The 15,830-nt window shown below is 71.4% G+C and carries 14 protein-coding genes and 1 pseudogene; 9 read left to right on the top strand and 6 right to left on the bottom strand.

Annotated elements, in window-relative coordinates:
* Window positions 1-42: 42 nt before the first annotated feature.
* The 6 genes from pseB to HJC40_RS18510 are packed head-to-tail and all read left to right on the top strand — an operon-like array spanning window position 43 to window position 6,231.
* Window positions 43-1,023 (top strand): UDP-N-acetylglucosamine 4,6-dehydratase (inverting), encoded by a 981-nt coding sequence (pseB, locus tag HJC40_RS18535; RefSeq protein ID WP_250002356.1) that lies wholly within the window; start codon window positions 43-45, stop codon window positions 1,021-1,023.
* Window positions 1,023-2,141 carry a DegT/DnrJ/EryC1/StrS aminotransferase family protein gene (locus HJC40_RS18530; protein ID WP_250002355.1) on the top strand — a complete coding sequence of 373 codons (1,119 nt, stop codon included), beginning with the start codon at window positions 1,023-1,025 and terminating at the stop codon, window positions 2,139-2,141. Before pseB ends, HJC40_RS18530 begins: the two co-directional genes overlap by 1 nt.
* A 4-nt stretch (window positions 2,142-2,145) precedes the next feature.
* Window positions 2,146-2,988: a hypothetical protein gene (locus tag HJC40_RS18525; RefSeq protein WP_250002354.1), complete on the top strand. Its 843-nt coding sequence runs from the start codon at window positions 2,146-2,148 to the stop codon at window positions 2,986-2,988.
* Between the two features lie 5 nt (window positions 2,989-2,993).
* On the top strand, window positions 2,994-4,493 hold the full coding sequence (locus HJC40_RS18520; protein ID WP_250002509.1) for a class I SAM-dependent methyltransferase: 1,500 nt from the start codon (window positions 2,994-2,996) through the stop codon (window positions 4,491-4,493).
* Window positions 4,490-5,215: a cytidylyltransferase domain-containing protein gene (locus HJC40_RS18515; RefSeq protein ID WP_250002353.1), complete on the top strand. Its 726-nt coding sequence runs from the start codon at window positions 4,490-4,492 to the stop codon at window positions 5,213-5,215. Before HJC40_RS18520 ends, HJC40_RS18515 begins: the two co-directional genes overlap by 4 nt.
* A 2-nt stretch (window positions 5,216-5,217) precedes the next feature.
* Entirely contained in the window at window positions 5,218-6,231 is a 1,014-nt protein-coding gene (locus HJC40_RS18510) for a spore coat protein (protein ID WP_250002352.1), read from the top strand.
* On the opposite strand, the gene HJC40_RS18505 is transcribed toward HJC40_RS18510, so the two are convergent.
* Genes HJC40_RS18505 through HJC40_RS18495 form a run of 3 tightly spaced genes read right to left on the bottom strand, consistent with a single transcriptional unit; the run spans window position 6,209 to window position 8,797 of the window.
* A complete protein-coding gene (locus HJC40_RS18505; RefSeq protein WP_250002508.1) occupies window positions 6,209-7,222 on the bottom strand; it encodes an NADPH:quinone reductase in 1,014 nt (337 codons plus the stop codon). The genes HJC40_RS18510 and HJC40_RS18505 overlap by 23 nt on opposite strands.
* A 19-nt stretch (window positions 7,223-7,241) precedes the next feature.
* Window positions 7,242-8,534: a type II toxin-antitoxin system HipA family toxin gene (locus HJC40_RS18500; RefSeq protein ID WP_250002351.1), complete on the bottom strand. Its 1,293-nt coding sequence runs from the start codon at window positions 8,532-8,534 to the stop codon at window positions 7,242-7,244.
* Window positions 8,531-8,797: a helix-turn-helix domain-containing protein gene (locus HJC40_RS18495; RefSeq protein ID WP_250002350.1), complete on the bottom strand. Its 267-nt coding sequence runs from the start codon at window positions 8,795-8,797 to the stop codon at window positions 8,531-8,533. Before HJC40_RS18495 ends, HJC40_RS18500 begins: the two co-directional genes overlap by 4 nt.
* Window positions 8,798-8,963: 166 nt before the next feature.
* On the opposite strand from HJC40_RS18495, the gene HJC40_RS18490 reads away from it, so the two are divergent.
* Together HJC40_RS18490 and HJC40_RS18485 are read left to right on the top strand one after the other, a co-directional pair.
* The gene (locus HJC40_RS18490) at window positions 8,964-9,458 is read left to right on the top strand and encodes a response regulator transcription factor (RefSeq protein WP_250002349.1); all 495 of its coding nucleotides are present in this window, start codon (window positions 8,964-8,966) and stop codon (window positions 9,456-9,458) included.
* A 50-nt stretch (window positions 9,459-9,508) separates the two neighbouring features.
* Complete coding sequence (locus HJC40_RS18485) at window positions 9,509-10,990, top strand: MFS transporter (RefSeq protein WP_250002348.1); 1,482 nt, start codon at window positions 9,509-9,511, stop codon at window positions 10,988-10,990.
* Here HJC40_RS18485 and HJC40_RS46155 read toward each other — a convergent pair whose 3' ends face one another.
* The 3 genes and pseudogenes from HJC40_RS46155 to HJC40_RS18470 form a co-directional block, all read right to left on the bottom strand.
* Window positions 10,991-11,167 carry a hypothetical protein gene (locus HJC40_RS46155; protein WP_250002347.1) on the bottom strand — a complete coding sequence of 59 codons (177 nt, stop codon included), beginning with the start codon at window positions 11,165-11,167 and terminating at the stop codon, window positions 10,991-10,993.
* A 178-nt stretch (window positions 11,168-11,345) separates the two neighbouring features.
* Window positions 11,346-11,474, bottom strand: a pseudogene (locus HJC40_RS18475) (LD-carboxypeptidase); the annotation flags it as partial.
* Between the two features lie 57 nt (window positions 11,475-11,531).
* A complete protein-coding gene (locus HJC40_RS18470; RefSeq protein ID WP_250002346.1) occupies window positions 11,532-12,155 on the bottom strand; it encodes a response regulator transcription factor in 624 nt (207 codons plus the stop codon).
* Window positions 12,156-12,383: 228 nt separating this feature from the next.
* On the opposite strand from HJC40_RS18470, the gene HJC40_RS18465 reads away from it, so the two are divergent.
* Complete coding sequence (locus HJC40_RS18465) at window positions 12,384-15,698, top strand: BTAD domain-containing putative transcriptional regulator (protein WP_250002345.1); 3,315 nt, start codon at window positions 12,384-12,386, stop codon at window positions 15,696-15,698.
* The last annotated feature ends 132 nt before the right edge of the window (window positions 15,699-15,830 follow it).

Here is a 15,830-nt window from a genome sequence, read left to right as displayed (position 1 = left end):
CGGCTCGTATTGCGTCCTGCCCACCCCCCGGGAGAAAATCAAGTGTCTGTACTCAGCGGATCGTCGATCCTGGTCACCGGTGCCACCGGGTCCTTCGGGAAGGCGTTTCTCAACTACGCCCTCACCCACCTCGACCCGCAGCGCATCGTCGTCTTCTCCCGTGACGAGCTGAAGCAGTACGAGCTCCGGCAGATGTTCGGCGACGACTCGCGACTGCGCTTCTTCCTGGGAGACATCCGCGACAAGGCCCGGCTCGACCGCGCGATGCACAACATCGATTACGTGGTCCACGCCGCCGCCCTCAAGCAGGTCGACACGGCCGAGTACAACCCGTCGGAGTTCGTCGAGACGAACATCAACGGGTCACAGAACGTGATCGACGCCGCGATCGACAAGGGCGTCAAGAAGGTCGTCGCGCTCTCCACCGACAAGGCCTCGAGCCCGATCAACCTGTACGGCGCCACCAAGCTGGTCGCCGACAAGCTGTTCATCGCCGGCAACCACTACGCGGCGACCCACCCGACCCGCCTCGCGGTGGTTCGTTACGGAAACGTTATGGGCAGCCGCGGTTCGGTCGTCCCGCTGTTCCGCAAGCTCGCCGCCGAGGGCAAGAGCCTGCCGGTGACCGACAAGCGGATGACCCGCTTCTGGATCACGCTCCCCCAGGCCGTCAAGTTCGTCGTCGACTCGTTCGACGTCATGCAGGGTGGCGAGCTGTTCGTGCCGCGCATCCCGAGCATGCGGATCCTCGACCTGATCGAGGCCGTCGCGCCGAACTCGGCCACCCACGAGATGGGCGTCCGGCCGGGCGAGAAGCTCCACGAGGAGATGATCGCCGCCGACGACAGCCGTCGCACGCTGCGCTTCCCCGACCGCTACGTGGTGCAGCCGGTCGTCGCCAGCTGGGGCTACGAGGCTCCCGAGGGTGGCGAGGAGGTCGCCGACGGCTTCAACTACCGCTCCGACAACAACGACCTCTGGCTCTCCGTCGAGGACATGCGCAAGCTGCTCGAGGAGGGCTGATGCTGCCGTACGGACGGCAGTCGATCGACCAGTCCGACGTCGAGGCGGTCGTCGCCGCCCTCGGCAGCGACTGGCTGACGACCGGGCCCCGGGTGGCGCAGTTCGAGGCCGACATCGAGGCGGTGGCCGGCGCTCCGGCGGTCACGGTCACCAACGGGTCCACCGCGCTGCACACGGCCTACGCGGCCGCCGGCGTGACGTCGGGCGATGAAGTGATCACCACGCCGATGACCTTCGTGGCGACGGCCTCGGCCGCGGCCCGGCTGGGCGCCAAGATCATCTTTGCCGATGTCGAGGACGAGACGGCCAACATCGACCCGGCCGCGGTCGAGGCCGTGGTCACCTCGCGGACCAAGGCGATCGGGGCCGTCGACTACGCCGGTCACCCGGCCGAGTACGACGCCCTGCGCAAGATCTCCGAGGGCGTCGGCGCGGTGCTGATCGGCGACGCGGCCCACTCCATCGGCTCGACCGTCCACGGCCGCCCGGTCGGCACCCTCGCCGACCTGACGACGTTCTCGTTCTTCCCGACGAAAAACCTGACCACGGCCGAGGGCGGCGCGGTCGCGTCGATCCGCCCCGACCTGCTCAAGCGGGCCCGCACCTTCCGGACGATCGGCGTGGTGCGCGAGGACCTCCGCCGTCCCGACGAGGGCAGCTGGTTCTACGAGGTGCACGAGTTCGGCGAGAACTACCGTCTCCCCGATGTGCTCTGCGCCCTGGGCAGTTCCCAGCTCAAGCGGCTGGCCGCCTTCAAGGCCCGGCGCCAGGAGCTGACGGCCCGCTACGACGAGCTGCTCGCCGACGTGCCCGGGCTGCGCCTGCCGATCCAGCGTGAGGGCGTCGACCCACTGCGTCACCTGTACCCCGTCCGGGTGCTCGGTGGCCGGCGCCGCGAGGTCTTCGAGCGCATGCGCGAGGCCGGCATCGGCGTGCAGGTCAACTACATCCCGGTCTACTGGCACCCGGTCTTCGAGGACCTGGGCTACCAGCGCGGGATGTGCCCGGTGGCGGAGGCCTTCTACGCTGAGCAGCTATCGTTGCCGCTCTTCGTCGACCTCAGCGATTCCGACCAGGACCGTGTCGTCGAGGCGTTGCGGACCATCCTCGGGAGCTGAACGGGTGCACCACGCCAACCACTTCTACGGCCACGCGCACATCCTCGCGGAATACTGCGGCCTCGATCCGGAGCACCCACCCCGGATAGACGGCTATGTGCAGCACGGCTGGAACGTGGTGGACGGGCTCGGCCTCGGCACGCCGTACGTGCCGGGCCGGCCCATCTTCGTCTACTCCGAGCGCACCCGGCGCCGGGCGTGGTCGATGGGACGCCGGCAGGCCACCGTCGTCGGCGCCCCCTTCCTCTATCTGCTGGCCATGCGGCCCGAGCCGGCCGACGCGCCGCCCCGCGAGGGCACGATCTTCTACCCCTTCCACGGGTGGGAGCGCCAGCACGTGCTCGGCGACCACCAGCGCCAGGTCGACGAGATCCTCGAGACCGAGGACGGGCCGGTCACCTTCTGCCTGTACTGGAACGAGTACCGCGACGACACGGTCCGCTCCGCGTACGAGAAGTACGGCCGGGTCGTCTGCCACGGCTACCGCGGCCGCCAATGGCGCGACACCGACCGGCACTTCCTCGACAAGCAGCTCGCCGAGATGCGCCGCCACCGCCGGGTCGCCTCCAACCGGCTGAGCAGCGCAGTGTTCCACGGGGTGGCGGCCGGTTGCGAGCCGGCCGTCTACGGCGACCCCATGCAGCTCGACAAGGAGGACACGCCGACCGCCGAGCGCATCCGCCGGGAGTGGCCCGAGCTGCACGGCAAGCATCTCGACGGCCCCGTCGCCCGCGCCTCGGCCCTGAGCGAGCTGGGCGACGGTTCTCTCGCCTCCCCGGCCGAGCTGCGCGCCATGCTGGGGTGGACGGCACACCACCGGGCGACGACGGCTAGGGTGCCCGCGTGATCGAGATGATCGGGGGCGAGATGCCTTCCTTCACCGAGGACCGGCCGCGCGCCGGCGGGGCCCTTTTCGGCCACCTCGCCGAGCAGCTGCCGGCCGGCGTCCCGGTCCTGATCGCCGGGCCGCACGACGACGCCCTGATCGACGCGCTCGCCGCCCGCTCCCCGGTCACCTGCCTGGTCCGTTCACAGCCCGAGGCGGCCGGCCTGCAGGCTCGCGGCCTGCGGGTGCTGTGCGGCACGCTGCCCAAGCTGAGCGGCGACGAGCAGTACGACGTCGTCGTCGCGCTCGACGGGCTGGGCCGGCTCTGCTCGGTCGAGGGCCCCCAGCTCGACTGGGTCGAAAGCCTTCAGGCTCTGCGGCGTGTCCTGCGCCCCGGCGGCACGCTGTTGCTCGCCGTCGAGAACGACCTCGGCCTGCACCGGCTGGTCGCCCCGGGCAGCGCGACCTCGGCCTGGACCGACAGCGACTGGAGCCCGCTCGGCGAGTTCGGCGCCCGGCCCGGCAGCCCGGCCCGCCTGGCCGGCCGCCTCGCCGCCGAGGAGCTGACGATCGACTGGCTGGGCGCGGCCTGGCCGGTCTCCGGGGCGCCGACCCTGATCGCCACCCCGGAGGCGTTGCGCGACGGGCCGGCCGACGCGCTGGCCGCCCTGACGGCGAGCGCCGCCGCGCGCGCGTACGCGGGTGAAGAGGTCCTGAGCGACCCTCGCCGGCTCGCCGCGGCCGCCGTGCGCGGCGGCCTCGGTCCCGAGTTCGCCTCCGCCTGGATCGTCGTGGCTCACCTCGGCCCGGGTCCGGCGGCCGGGCCGGCGCTGCCGCCGGTGCTGGTGGGCGACGGCCCGGTGGTCGAGCTGGCGCCCTGCCGTGACGGCGGGTGGATCCGTCGTGTACTGCGTGAAGTTCCTGGTCGTGACGTCGCCGGGCTGAACGGGCCGCTCCCGCCGGGTCGTCTGCTCGAGGAGTTGCTCCTGGCCGCCTGCCTGCGGCACGATCTCCCGATCGTGCGGCGCCTGCTCACCGGCTGGGCCGCCGCACAGCCCGGTGCCACCGCCGACAACGTGGTGGTCCACCGGGAGACGTACGAGAGATTGGACCCGAGTGTCCCGCCGCGGACCGACGTGATCCGCCGGTTCGCCCAGACGCTGATCCGTGGTGGCTACGCGCACCCCTGGCCCGCCGCCGTCGACCTGCCGGCCCTGACCGCGATCCTGCACGCCGCCGCGGGCCGGCCCGACGACACAGCGGCCGGCTCTCCCGACGAAGAACCGCCGCTCGAGGTTTCAAGCCGGGACAATATGGAACAACTCCGGGCACTGCGCCGGCAACTGGCCGACGCGACCGCCCGCGCCCAGAAGGTCGAGCGCGAGCTCGACAAACGGGATACAGAACTTCGCAAGGCTCGTACGCAGATCGCGACCTTCAGCGGCTCCGTCAGCTTTCGCGTCGCGAAGCTGGGGTACGGAGTCGCCCGCAAGGCACGTAATCGCCTTCGAAAAGGACTTTCATGACAACCCTCGGCATCATCCAGGCCCGGATGGGCTCTTCCCGGCTTCCCGGCAAGGTGCTGCGCAAGCTGGGCAGCCGCAGTGTGCTCGAGCGGGTCGTCCGGGCCGCTCAGCACAGCGGTGTGCTCGACCAGGTCGTGGTGGCCACCACGACCGAGGCGGACGACGACGCCGTCGCGACCGAGTGCGCCGCGATCGGCGTGCCCTGCTACCGGGGCTCGGTCGACGACGTGCTCGACCGGTTCCTGGGCGTGCTGGACGAGCACGAGAGCGACATCGTGCTCCGCTTCACCGCGGACTCCCCGCTGCTCGACCCGGAGCTGATCGCGCTCACCCACCGGGTCTTCCTGGCCGCCGGGGTCGACTACCTGACCACGTCGATCACCAAGACGCTGCCCCGGGGCCTCGACGTCGAGGTGGTCCGCACGCCGATCCTGCGCGAGATCGACGCGCTCGCCACCGAGCACCACCGCACCCACGTGACGTCCTACATCTACACGCACTCGGAGAAGTTCGACGTGCTCGGGCTGACCCTGCAGCCCGACCTGTCGCACCTGCGCCTCACGCTCGACACCGAGGACGACTGGAAGCTCATCGAGGCGATCGTGGCGCACTTCGGCGACGAGCCGATCTCGGTCCGCAAGCTCACCGACTGGCTCGCCGGCCGGCCCGAGCTGATCGAGCTGAACGCCCACGTGCTCCAGAAGGCCCTGGTCCAGGCGTAGCGGTGACCATTGTCGGTATTCGTTGCGACGCCGGTGCCAGCACCGGCGTCGGCCATCTCGTCCGGTGCGTCGCGCTGGCCGAGGAACTGCTCGCCCGCGGCGTCGGGGTGCGCTTCCTGAGCGACCTCGGTGGCGTCGAGTGGGCCGAGTCCCAGCTCGTCCAGCGCGGCCTGCCCTGGCACCCGGCGCCGGCCGACGAGGCCGGTCTGGTCGCGGCGGCCGAGCAGCTCGAGCTCGACGCGCTGGTCATCGACTCGTACACGTTGCCGCCGGCGCAGTCGGTGGCGGTCCGCCGGACGGGCCGGCCGGTGCTGGCCATCGTGGACGGGGACTTCCGCGGGCAGACCGCGGACATCTACGTCGACCAGAACCTCGACTCGGTGGTCGACGTCGAGGGCGCGCTGGGTCTGGCCGGGCTCGACTACGCGCTGTTGCGCAGCTCGGTGCGGAGCCTGCGGCCACCGGCGCCGCCGGTGCACACCCCGTCCCGTACGCCGAAGGTCGTGGCTTTCTTCGGCGGGACCGACGCCTATCGGGCCGCCCCCGAGATCGCCGTCCGGCTGGCGCAGACCGGGGCGCCGTTCGACGCCACGATCATCGGCGCCAACGAGAGCCTGCGCGACGAACTGCACGCCGTCGTGCCGGCCGAGGGGCAGCGCTTCGAGATCATCCCGCCCACCGACGACCTGCCGAAGCTGCTGTCCGGCGCCGACCTCGCGGTGAGCGCCAGCGGCACGTCGACCTGGGAGCTGCTCTGCCTCGGGCTGCCCGCCGCGCTGGTCTGGGTCGTCGACAACCAGATCCTCGGGTACGACCGGACGGTCGCCCGCGGCTACGGCGCCGGGCTCGGCCGGCTCGGCCACCTGGGCGCCGACGCCGTCGACACGCTGCACGGGCTGCTCACCGACGCGGCCGCCCGCACCGAGCTGGCCCGGCGGGCCTGGTCGGCGGTGGACGGCCGCGGGGTGGAGCGGGTGGCCGACGCGCTCCTGGCTACGGTGCGGTCACCTCGATGACCACCTTGCCCACGACGTGCTGCTCGACGGCCTCGTGGGCGTCGGCGATCCGCTCGAAGGGGAACCGGACGATCGGCAGCCCGGCCTCCTCCCCCACCCGGAAGGCCCCGCTGTTCACCGCCTCGGCCACGGCGGCGACGGCGTTGTCCTTCTCCTGCTCCGAGGTCGTGTAGGTCAGCACGAAGTCGAGGCTGACGTTCTTGAGCATCGCCTTGAAGCTCGGCACCGTCACCTCGCCGCCGACGTAGATCGCGATGTTGCCGCCGGGCGCGACCACATCGAGGTCGAGGCGCAGGTTGCCGGTGTTGACCTCGACGACGACGTTCGGCCCGCTCTCGCTCAGCTCGCCGATCCGGGCCGCCACGTCCTCCTCGCGGTAGTTGATCACCGCGTCGGCCCCGGCCGCCGCGGCCAGGTCGGCCTTCTCCTTGGACGAGACCGTGGTCAGCACGGTGGCGCCGGCCCACCGGGCGAGCTGGATGGCGGCGTTGCCGACCGCGCCCGCACCCCCGGCCACCAGCACGGTCCGGCCCTCGAGAGCCCCCGGCGCCAGCCGGTCGGGTCCGTCGCTGGCCAGGGTGAGGCAGCGGTGCGCGGTGAGCGCCGGAATGCCCAGCGCGGCGCCGACCTCGAACGGGACGTCCTCGTTCATCCGCACCACCTGACGGCGGGGCAGAACGACGTACTCCTGCGCGGTCCCGTTCTCCCGGCCGTAACTGGCGTCCCACACCCAGACCCGGTCGCCCGGCTCGAGCCCGGTCACCCCGTCCCCCACCGCGTCGACGACGCCGGCGCCGTCCTGGTCGGGAACGCGCGGCGGCGAGACGCCGTCCGGCACGCCCCGGCCGGCCCGGGTGCCGGTGTCGGTCGGGTTGACCGCCGAAAGGACGATCCGGACCCGCACCTCACCGGGCCCGGCGGGCGGCAGATCACGCTCGACGATCTGCAGGACGGACGCGGGACCTGGCTCACTGAAGACGGCTGCACGCATCATGCATGCCACCCTAGTTTCACGTCCGGCCGAGCGCCGCCAAGCAGGCACGGGCGTGAATGGTGACCTGCGCAACCAGCCTTTCCGGCAAGTCCGAGCCGAGGGCCGTCACCGCATCGGCCCCCGCCGCCTCGCGAAGCGCCTCCGGCAGCCGCCCGGCAAGCTCCGCGATCCGATCGAGCATCCGGTCCGGGTCGAGTCGATTGCGTTCGGCAAATGCCCGCCAGTGCCGTCCGGTGATCGCCCCCACCCGATACTCGGAGGCGATCTTCATCGCGAGCCGAAGGCGAGGCAGGTACATGTCGTCGTACGGCAAGCTGCTCGCCACATCGTAAAGCGGCGCCAGCCGGGTCTGGCCGGGTAGCAGAAGAAGCGAATAGTTCTTGGCGTGCGCGTCGGTCCCGGCGATCAGCCAATTGAAGGCCAGCGCATCGATGAATCGGCTCACCTCTTGCTCGGCCACCACGGCCGGCCGAACCACCCGCCGAAGCAGCTCGATGATGCGCTCGGGCGACGGTCCTCCCTCACTCTGATACTTGGCGGTGGGCGGCATCCCGAGCGCCTGGCACATGTCCTCCTGATGAATTCGTTTCACTTGCCCACCACCGGATGGCAAGCGGTCGTAGCGCTCGACTACCACAGCACGTTCTGATTCGAACGAGAGCACGTGGGAAGTGGCCGCTCGCAGTCCGAGGATTCGAGACGCTTGAAGGCACAGGTGTTCGTTCAAGTCATGGTCGTCGAAGCCGGTGATGGCCGGCTTGAGGATGTGTGTGGTCGGCACCGCACCGGACGGGTCACCCCAGTACTCAGCCGCGCCGTCGTAGTACAAAGCCGTCTTGGCCTGCGCGCCGGCCAGGCTGAACTGGCCCGTACCGGCAAGATGCCAGGCAGAGGGATCACGCCGCAGTGTGCGTAGACGCTGGGCGATCTTCTCTTCGCTCAGGGGGACAACTTGCCCGTCCTGCGCGAGCATCGCCGCGACCCGGTCCCCAGTAACGAATTGAGCCGCGCCGGCGCAGTCCTCACCCACGTGGGTGAGCAAGGCGAACGGGTTGCCGGCAGATACTTGAAAGTCGCGACCCCACCGTTCCAGAACGATGTCGTTGTCAGGCAGAAGACCTTGACAGTAGGCACGGACGGCTGGTCCGGCATGGACGCGTTCCGAGAGCGGCAAAGACAAGGAAAGCGGCAGGGAAGCCTCCGCGTCTCGATAGTCGGCGTCATAGGCGAGGCCGAGGACGCCGCCTGTTCCCTGGGTCAGCAGCCCTGCCCGGCGACCGCCGATAAGCACCACGAGGTCACGGCTCATGACCGGCTGTCTCCAAACGAATCAAGATAGGCGTCAAGGTCGAGTGCGGGCTGAGGCTCAGGACGTACGTCGAGATACAACCCCAGGGCTGCCACTACTCGGAAAATCAGCCCCACTTCGGCAGTTGGCTTTCCGGACTCCAGATCGGTGAGCCAGCGACGACTCACTCCGGCCCGCTCAGCCAACTGGGCTTGAGTCATCGATACCGATCGTCGACGATCGCGCAGGTAACGGCCGAGATCGAAGGGATCGTTGAGACGCACCGGCTCTCCTTTCGCGCACGTTCGTGCACATCTTAAGCATTGCGCACGAACGTGCGCATCCTCAATCGTGCGCACGTACATGCGCAAACTAGCGAGGGGCTCAGTCGTACAGCGGGCGCACCGAACAGCAGAGTGGGTCCTTTGCTGCTCGTGTCTGGAGGTCGCCATGCCGACCGTGCTCGTCGCCGACGACGACGCCGATCACCGGGAGCTTCTGACGTTCGCGCTGACCCGGGCCGGCCACCGGGTGATCCCGGTCGGGGACGCCGGGGCGGCGATGACCGAACTGCTGTCCCGCGACGTCGACGCGGCCCTGCTCGACGTACGGATGCCCGGTGAATCCGGCATCGAGCTGTGCCGCCGGCTGCGGGCCGAGCCGGACACCGCGCTCCTGCCGGTCATGCTGATCAGCGCCGACGTCAGCGACGACCGCATCCTGACCGCGCTGTATGCCGGCGCCGACGACTTCGTGCCCAAGCCGTTCCACCGGGCCGAGCTCTGCGCCCGGCTCGACAACCTGCTGCTGCGCCGGTCGAGCGTGGGTCTGCGCCCGGCCCAGGCGGCCACCGCGGCCCTGCTGGCGGCGCGCAACGCCGTGCCCCGCACCCTGGCCGCCCCCATATCGACCGTCCGGCCGGACGTGGCACGACGCACGGCGTGAGCAGTCAATTAACCGATCCCCGGCGCGATGATCAGGGTTAATGTCGCCTGATGGAACTCACGACCGGTCAGCCGGTCCGCTACAGCTCGGCGGCCGGCCGGTGGGTGCTGCTCGCGACCGTCCTCGGTTCGAGTCTGGCCTTCATCGACTCGACGGTCGTCAACATCGCGTTGCCCGAGATCGGCCGCGACCTGGGATCCGACGCCGCCGGTCTGCAGTGGACCGTCAACGGCTACGCGCTCAGCCTGGCCTCGCTGGTCCTGCTGGGCGGTTCGCTGGGCGACCGCTACGGGCGGAAACGGATCTTCCTGATCGGCGTGGCCTGGTTCGCGGTCGCGTCGCTGCTCTGCGGGCTGTCACCGAACATCGAGACGCTGATCTTCGCCCGGATCCTGCAGGGCATCGGGGGCGCCCTGCTGACCCCGGGCGCGCTCGCCATCCTCGAGGCGTCGTTCAGCCGTGAGGACCGGGGCAAGGCGATCGGCGCGTGGTCCGGCCTGGGTGGCATCGGCGGCGCGCTCGGCCCGTTCCTGGGCGGGTGGCTGGTCGACATCGGCGACTGGCGCTACATCTTCCTGATCAACGTGCCGCTCGCCGCGCTGGTGCTCTGGGTCGGCGCCAAGCACGTGCCCGAGTCGCGCAATCCGGCCGCGGCCCGGCAGATCGACTACGTCGGCGTGCTGGCCGGCGCGGTCGGGCTGGCCGGTCTGACGTACGGCTTCACGGCCTGGCCCGAGCACGGGCCCGGCGACCCGGTCGTGATCACCTCGCTCGCCCTCGGTGTCGGCTCGCTGGTCGGGTTCGTGCTGTACGAACGGCGCGCGGCGCACCCGATGCTGCCCGTCCGGATCTTCCGGAACAAGGCGTTCAGCGGCGCCAACCTGGTCACGTTCCTGACGTACGCGGCGAACGGCGGCGTCTTCTTCCTTTTCGTGATCAACCTGCAGGTCGTCGCCGGCTATTCGCCGCTGGCCAGCGGGATCGCGCTGCTCCCGACGACCGCGCTGATGCTGCTGCTCTCGGCCCGGGCCGGTGGGCTCGCGCAACGCATCGGCCCGCGCATCCCGATGACCGTGGGCCCGTTGATCTGTGCCGTCGCGCTGGTGATGATGTCGCGCATCGGGCCGGGAGCGAACTACTGGACCGACGTACTGCCGGCGGTGCTGGTCTTCGGGCTGGGGCTGTCGACGCTCGTCGCGCCGCTGACCGCCACGGCTCTCGGCGCGCTCGAGGACGCGTACGCGGGCATCGCCTCCGGGGTCAACAACGCCGTCGCCCGGGCCGCCGGCCTGCTGGCGGTCGCCGTGCTGCCGCTGGCCGCCGGGCTGGGCGGCGGAAACCTGACCGACGCGGCCCAACTGCAGCCGGTCTACCGCAACACGATGATGATCTGCGCGGTCCTGATGGTGGCCGGCGCCGTGCTGGCCTTCCTGCTCGTACCGAACCGCCTGGTGGCGCACCCGCCGGCCCGGACCTTCTGCGACCCCTGCGCCCCGCCCGTGCAGCCCCAGGTGCCCGAGCGGGTCGCCTGATCAGAAGTGGGCCACGATGCGGCGACCGGGTCCGTCGACGGTCATCCGGCCCCCGTACGGCAGGATCCACTGCGGTGCCGTGTGTCCGAAATCGATACCGAAGACGACCATCGCGCCGGGGTTGTAGTCGCCGAGCGCCCGGAGCACCGCCTCGCGCTGGTCGTCGCTCCTCGTCACTGAACTCGGCCACCGGCACGATCGGGAAGTCCACGGTCTCGAAGAGGGCGGCTCGTAGCGAGGAGGCGTGCTCGGGGTCGATCCCGCCGCCGCGCGCCAGGTGCACCATGGTGGACCCGCCGTGATATCCGGCCACGCCGTGCGACCAGAGCCAGTTCAGCAGGTTCGTGTTGTCGGAGTAGCCGAAGTACGGCTTCGGGTCGGCCACGAAGGGCGCCGGGTCGAGATGCGGCAGCACGGTGATCTGGTCGTCGCCGCCGATGGTCGCGAAGACGGCCCGGATCGACGGGTCGGCGTAGGCAGCCATCAGGTCGGCGGCGCGTTCGGCGGCCGGCGCATCGGCCTTGCGGGTGGTCGGGAACGCTCAGATCATGCCGGCGCGAAGCGCATATGCCACAGCGTGGGACCGGTTGCGCAGCTTGAGCCGATGGGTGACGCCGTAGATCACGTTCTTCACGGTCCGCTCCGAGTAGCAGAGCTTGCCGGCGATCTCGTTGGTGTCGAACCCGTCGGCCATCAGCCGGAGCACGTCGATCTCGCGCGGGGTCAGGCCCGAGGCGTTCAACCCGTTCGGGGTGAGCACGTCGCGCTGCATCCGCTCGACGTGTTTGAGCAGCTCACCGACCAGGTTGGGGGGCAGCACCCCGCCACCGGTGGCGGCCGCCTTCACGCTGTGGACGAGCCGTTCGGGCGAGACCCCGCCGCGGGGCAGGATGGCGACGACGCGGCACTCGACCGCGGTCAGCAGATCCGCCTCGTCGATCTCGGAGACCACCAGCACCACCGGAGCGCCGGCCTCGGTGCCCGCGCGGCGCAGGGTCGCCACCACCTCGGTGCTGAGCCGTTCGGCCGCCACGACCAGCACATCAGCTTCCGCACGCTGGGCGTTGCGCACTACGGTGAGGTCGCCGCGGAACTGGAGCAACGCGGCGAGGCCGGCGTGGCTGAGCGGGTCGGTCGCCTGCACGGCGACGCGGATCTGTTCCATGGCGGCCTCCCCATAAGGTCAGGGAGGTCAGTCTGCGAAAAGTGCCTTCAGGGAACCTTCACGGAACCTTCATCGCGGGCGGACCGCCGATGAACCAGTTGACCAGAGGGCGGCGGCCGCGCGGAAGGCCGGCCGATCAGGAGTGCCCCTCCGTGCGCTTTGTGTTATCCGTTGGCACCTAGGTCGTCTCCCACTGCGTCCCCTTCGATCACCGAACCGGGAGGACACGTGCCGAACGTGCGCGTCAGTGTGCTCGGCCCGGTCCGGGCCTGGTTGAACGAGACCGAGCTCGATCTGGGTCCGGCCCGGCAGCGCGCGGTGTTCGCGGTGCTCGCCGCGCACGCCGGTCGTGTGGTCGGCCGCGACGAGCTGATCAGCGCCATCTGGGGGGACTCGCCGCCGGTCACGGCCGTGGGCAGCGTCTACACGTACGTCTCGGGGCTGCGCCGGGTGCTCCAGCCGGACAACCTGGGCTCCGGCTCGGGCGGCTACGTGCTGCGCGTCGGCGCGGACGCTCTCGACTCGGCCCGGTTCCACCGGCTGCGGGCCGCCGCGGCCGAGCGGCTCGCCGCCGGGGACGCGACGGCCGCCGTCGCCCGGCTGGACGAGGCTCTGGCCCTGTGGCGCGGGGACGCATACGCGGGTCTGGCCGGCCCCTTCCTCGAGCTCGACCGGCAACGGCTGGCCGAGTTGCGGCTGGCCGCGGCCGAGCAGCGCGCCCGGCTGCGGCTCGAGGGCGGCGGCGACGACGAGCTGATCGCCGAGCTCACCGGCCTGGTACGCGACCACCCGCTGCACGAGCCGCTGCACGAGTTGCTGATGCGCGCGTTGCACCGGGCCGGTCGTCACGGCGAGGCGCTCGAGGTCTTCCGGACGGCCCGGCGCACCCTGGTCGCCGAGCTGGGCATCGAGCCGGGGCCGGCGCTGCGCTCGCTGCACCGTCAGCTGCTGGCCGGCTCGGCCGAGCGCGGCGCCGCCCGGGCCGTTCCCGATTCCTTCCGGACGGTGGTGCCGACACCCATCGCCAAGGCCCTGCGCGACGGCCTCGGGGGGCGGTCCTGGGTCGGGCGGGTGGCCGAAATCGATCACCTTCGCGGGCTGGTGCGCACGGTGGCGGCGGGTCGCGGCGGCGCGGTCTGGATCTCCGGTGAGCCCGGCATCGGCAAGACCGAGCTGCTCACCCACGCCTTCGCCGACGCGGCCCGCTTCGGGTGCCGGGTGGCCTGGGGCGCGGCCGACCAGCTCGGGTCGCGCGTTCCCCTGCAGGTGCTGTCGCGGGCCCTCGGGCTCGAGACCGCGTCGCGCCGGCCGCAGCTGGCGGACGCCGAGCCGGCCGAGGACCAGATCGTCGCGGCAGTGCGGTCGGCCTGTGCCACCTCGCCGCTGGTGCTGGTCGTCGACGACATGCAGTGGGCCGACAACGCGACCGTACGGGTCTGGGAGCGGATGCTCGGCCTGGTCGGCAAGCAGCCGCTACTGCTGGTCGCCGCGGCCCGGCCCGACGCGCATCAGGCCGGGCTGCGCCGTCTCGTCCAGGCCCGGCAGCGGATGCCGCTCGACCTCGGCCCGCTCGCCCCGGCCGAGCTCGACCGGCTGGTCACCGCCCTGGTCGGCGCTCCGCCCGGCCCCCATCTGCGGGAGGTGACGGCCCGCTCCGGCGGCAACCCGCTCTTCGCCCGCGAGCTGGTCACGGCCCTGCGGCAGCGGGACGCCGTCGCGATCAGCGGTGGCCGCGCCGACATCGGCCCCGACGTCACCGTCGAGCCGCCGCAGACTCTGCTCGACGCCGTGCACGCCGCGCTCGACGTGCTCACCCCCGAGACCCGTGAGGTGCTGCGGCTGGCCGCGCTGCTCGGCTCGGAGTTCTCGGTGAGCGAAGTCGTGGCGGTCACCGGCCGCTCGGCGCTCGACCTGGTCGGCGCGCTCGAGGAGGCCCTCGACGCGGCCGTGCTGGTCGACAGTGGAACGGATCTGGCGTTCCGGCACCCGTTCCTGCGCCAGGCGCTGGTCGCGAGCGTGCCGCCGGCGCTGCGGGCGGGGCTGCACCGGCACGCGGCCGAGGTGCTCGCGGCCGGCGGCAGCCCGCTCACCCGGGTCGCCGAGCAGATCGACGCCTCGGCCCCGCTGGCCGACTCGTGGGTGCTCACGTGGCTGGTCACCCATCACGCGGCGGTGGTGCGCCGGGCCCCGCAGATCGCGGGCGACCTGATCCGGCGCACCCTGGCCACCGACCTGCCCTCGGCCGAGGAGCGGGCGACCCTGCTGGTCGCCCTGGTGCGGCTCGAGTACCGGCACGGTCGGGTGCCGCTGCACCAGGCCGAGGAGGCGATGAGCCTCACGACGGACCCGGTCGATCGGGCCGAGATGCGCCAATTGCTGGCCACCATGCGGCACCGCCGGGGCGAGACGGCCGAGGCCGAGGCGATGCTGCACGAGGCGGTCGACGACGACCGGGTGCCGGCGATCTGGCGCTCCCGGCACCGGGTGCTGCTGGCCAACTTCCGCCGCGGCGACCTGGACGATCTGGACGCGGCCGAGCGCCGGGCCCGGGCGGTCTACGACGACGCGGTGACCGCCGGCCAGCCCTACGAGACCGCCTTCGCCCTGCAGACCATCTGGATGACCAGTTCGATCCGGCGTGACCACGAACGCGCCCTGGAGCATGTGGACCGTGCGCTCGCCGTGGTGCGGGGTCGCCCCGGGCTGGCCGGCACATATTTCGATCTGTTGGACAACCGCCTGTTCTCGCTGCAGAACCTCGACCGGCTCGACGAGGCGCAGGAGACGCTGCGCACCGCCGCCGCCTTCGCCGCCGAGGAGCGCCTACCCGCCGGCCTGCAGGTGGCCACCGCGGTCCAGGACTACTGGCTCGGTCGCTGGGACGAGGCGCTGGCCGAGGTGGGCGCGGTGACCGAGGACGGCCCGGGCATCACGTTCCACGGTCAGCGTGAGCCGGGCGCGGTGACCATGCTGCTGCACGGGGTGGCCGCGCTGATCGCCCTGCACCGGGACGCGCGGGATCTGGCGGCGGCTCACCTGGGGGCGGCCGACGCCGTGCCGGCCAGCGAGGCGGAACGGGAGAACTGCGACTTCCTGCTGGTCGCCCGGGCGCTGGCCGCCGAGCAGCACAACCGCCCGGACGAGGCGCTCGAGCTGCTCGCGCCGCTCCTCCAGCCGGCGTACGCCCCGATGATGCTGCGTCACCAGTGGCTGCCCGACGTGCTGCGGCTCGCCCGCCGGCACGACCGCCCGGACATCGCCGAACGGGCCGCCACGATCTGCGCCACCGAGGCCGCGCACGAGGTGCGACCGGCCCGGGCGTACGCGGCGAACCTGCGATGCCGGGCGCTGCTGCTCGGCGATCCGGGCCCGGCGCTGACCGCGGCCGCCCACTACCGCAAGGTCGGTCGCACCTTCGAGCTGGCCGGGGCGCTCGAGGACGCCGCCGTGCTGAGTGGCGAGCGGCCCGAGGAGGCCCGCCGCCTGTACGCCTCCATGTCGGCGCGCTGGGACGTCGCGCGGACATCGACTCCCATGGTTTGATCAAGCCGGTCCGACAAAGACGATCGTGGATCGCGTGCACTCGTGAGCATCTATGGATCAACGTCTTGACAGAAAAAGTTCGATAGTGCGTGAATGTGTTTCGAGGTGGTTACTCCCCGATGTCACATCCAC

It is taken from the genome of Actinoplanes sp. M2I2, from assembly GCF_023544445.1.
Classification (GTDB): Bacteria; Actinomycetota; Actinomycetes; order Mycobacteriales; family Micromonosporaceae; genus Actinoplanes.
The sequence above is the reverse complement of the archived record's forward strand: the minus strand, read 5'-3'. Positions and strand labels throughout refer to the sequence as shown.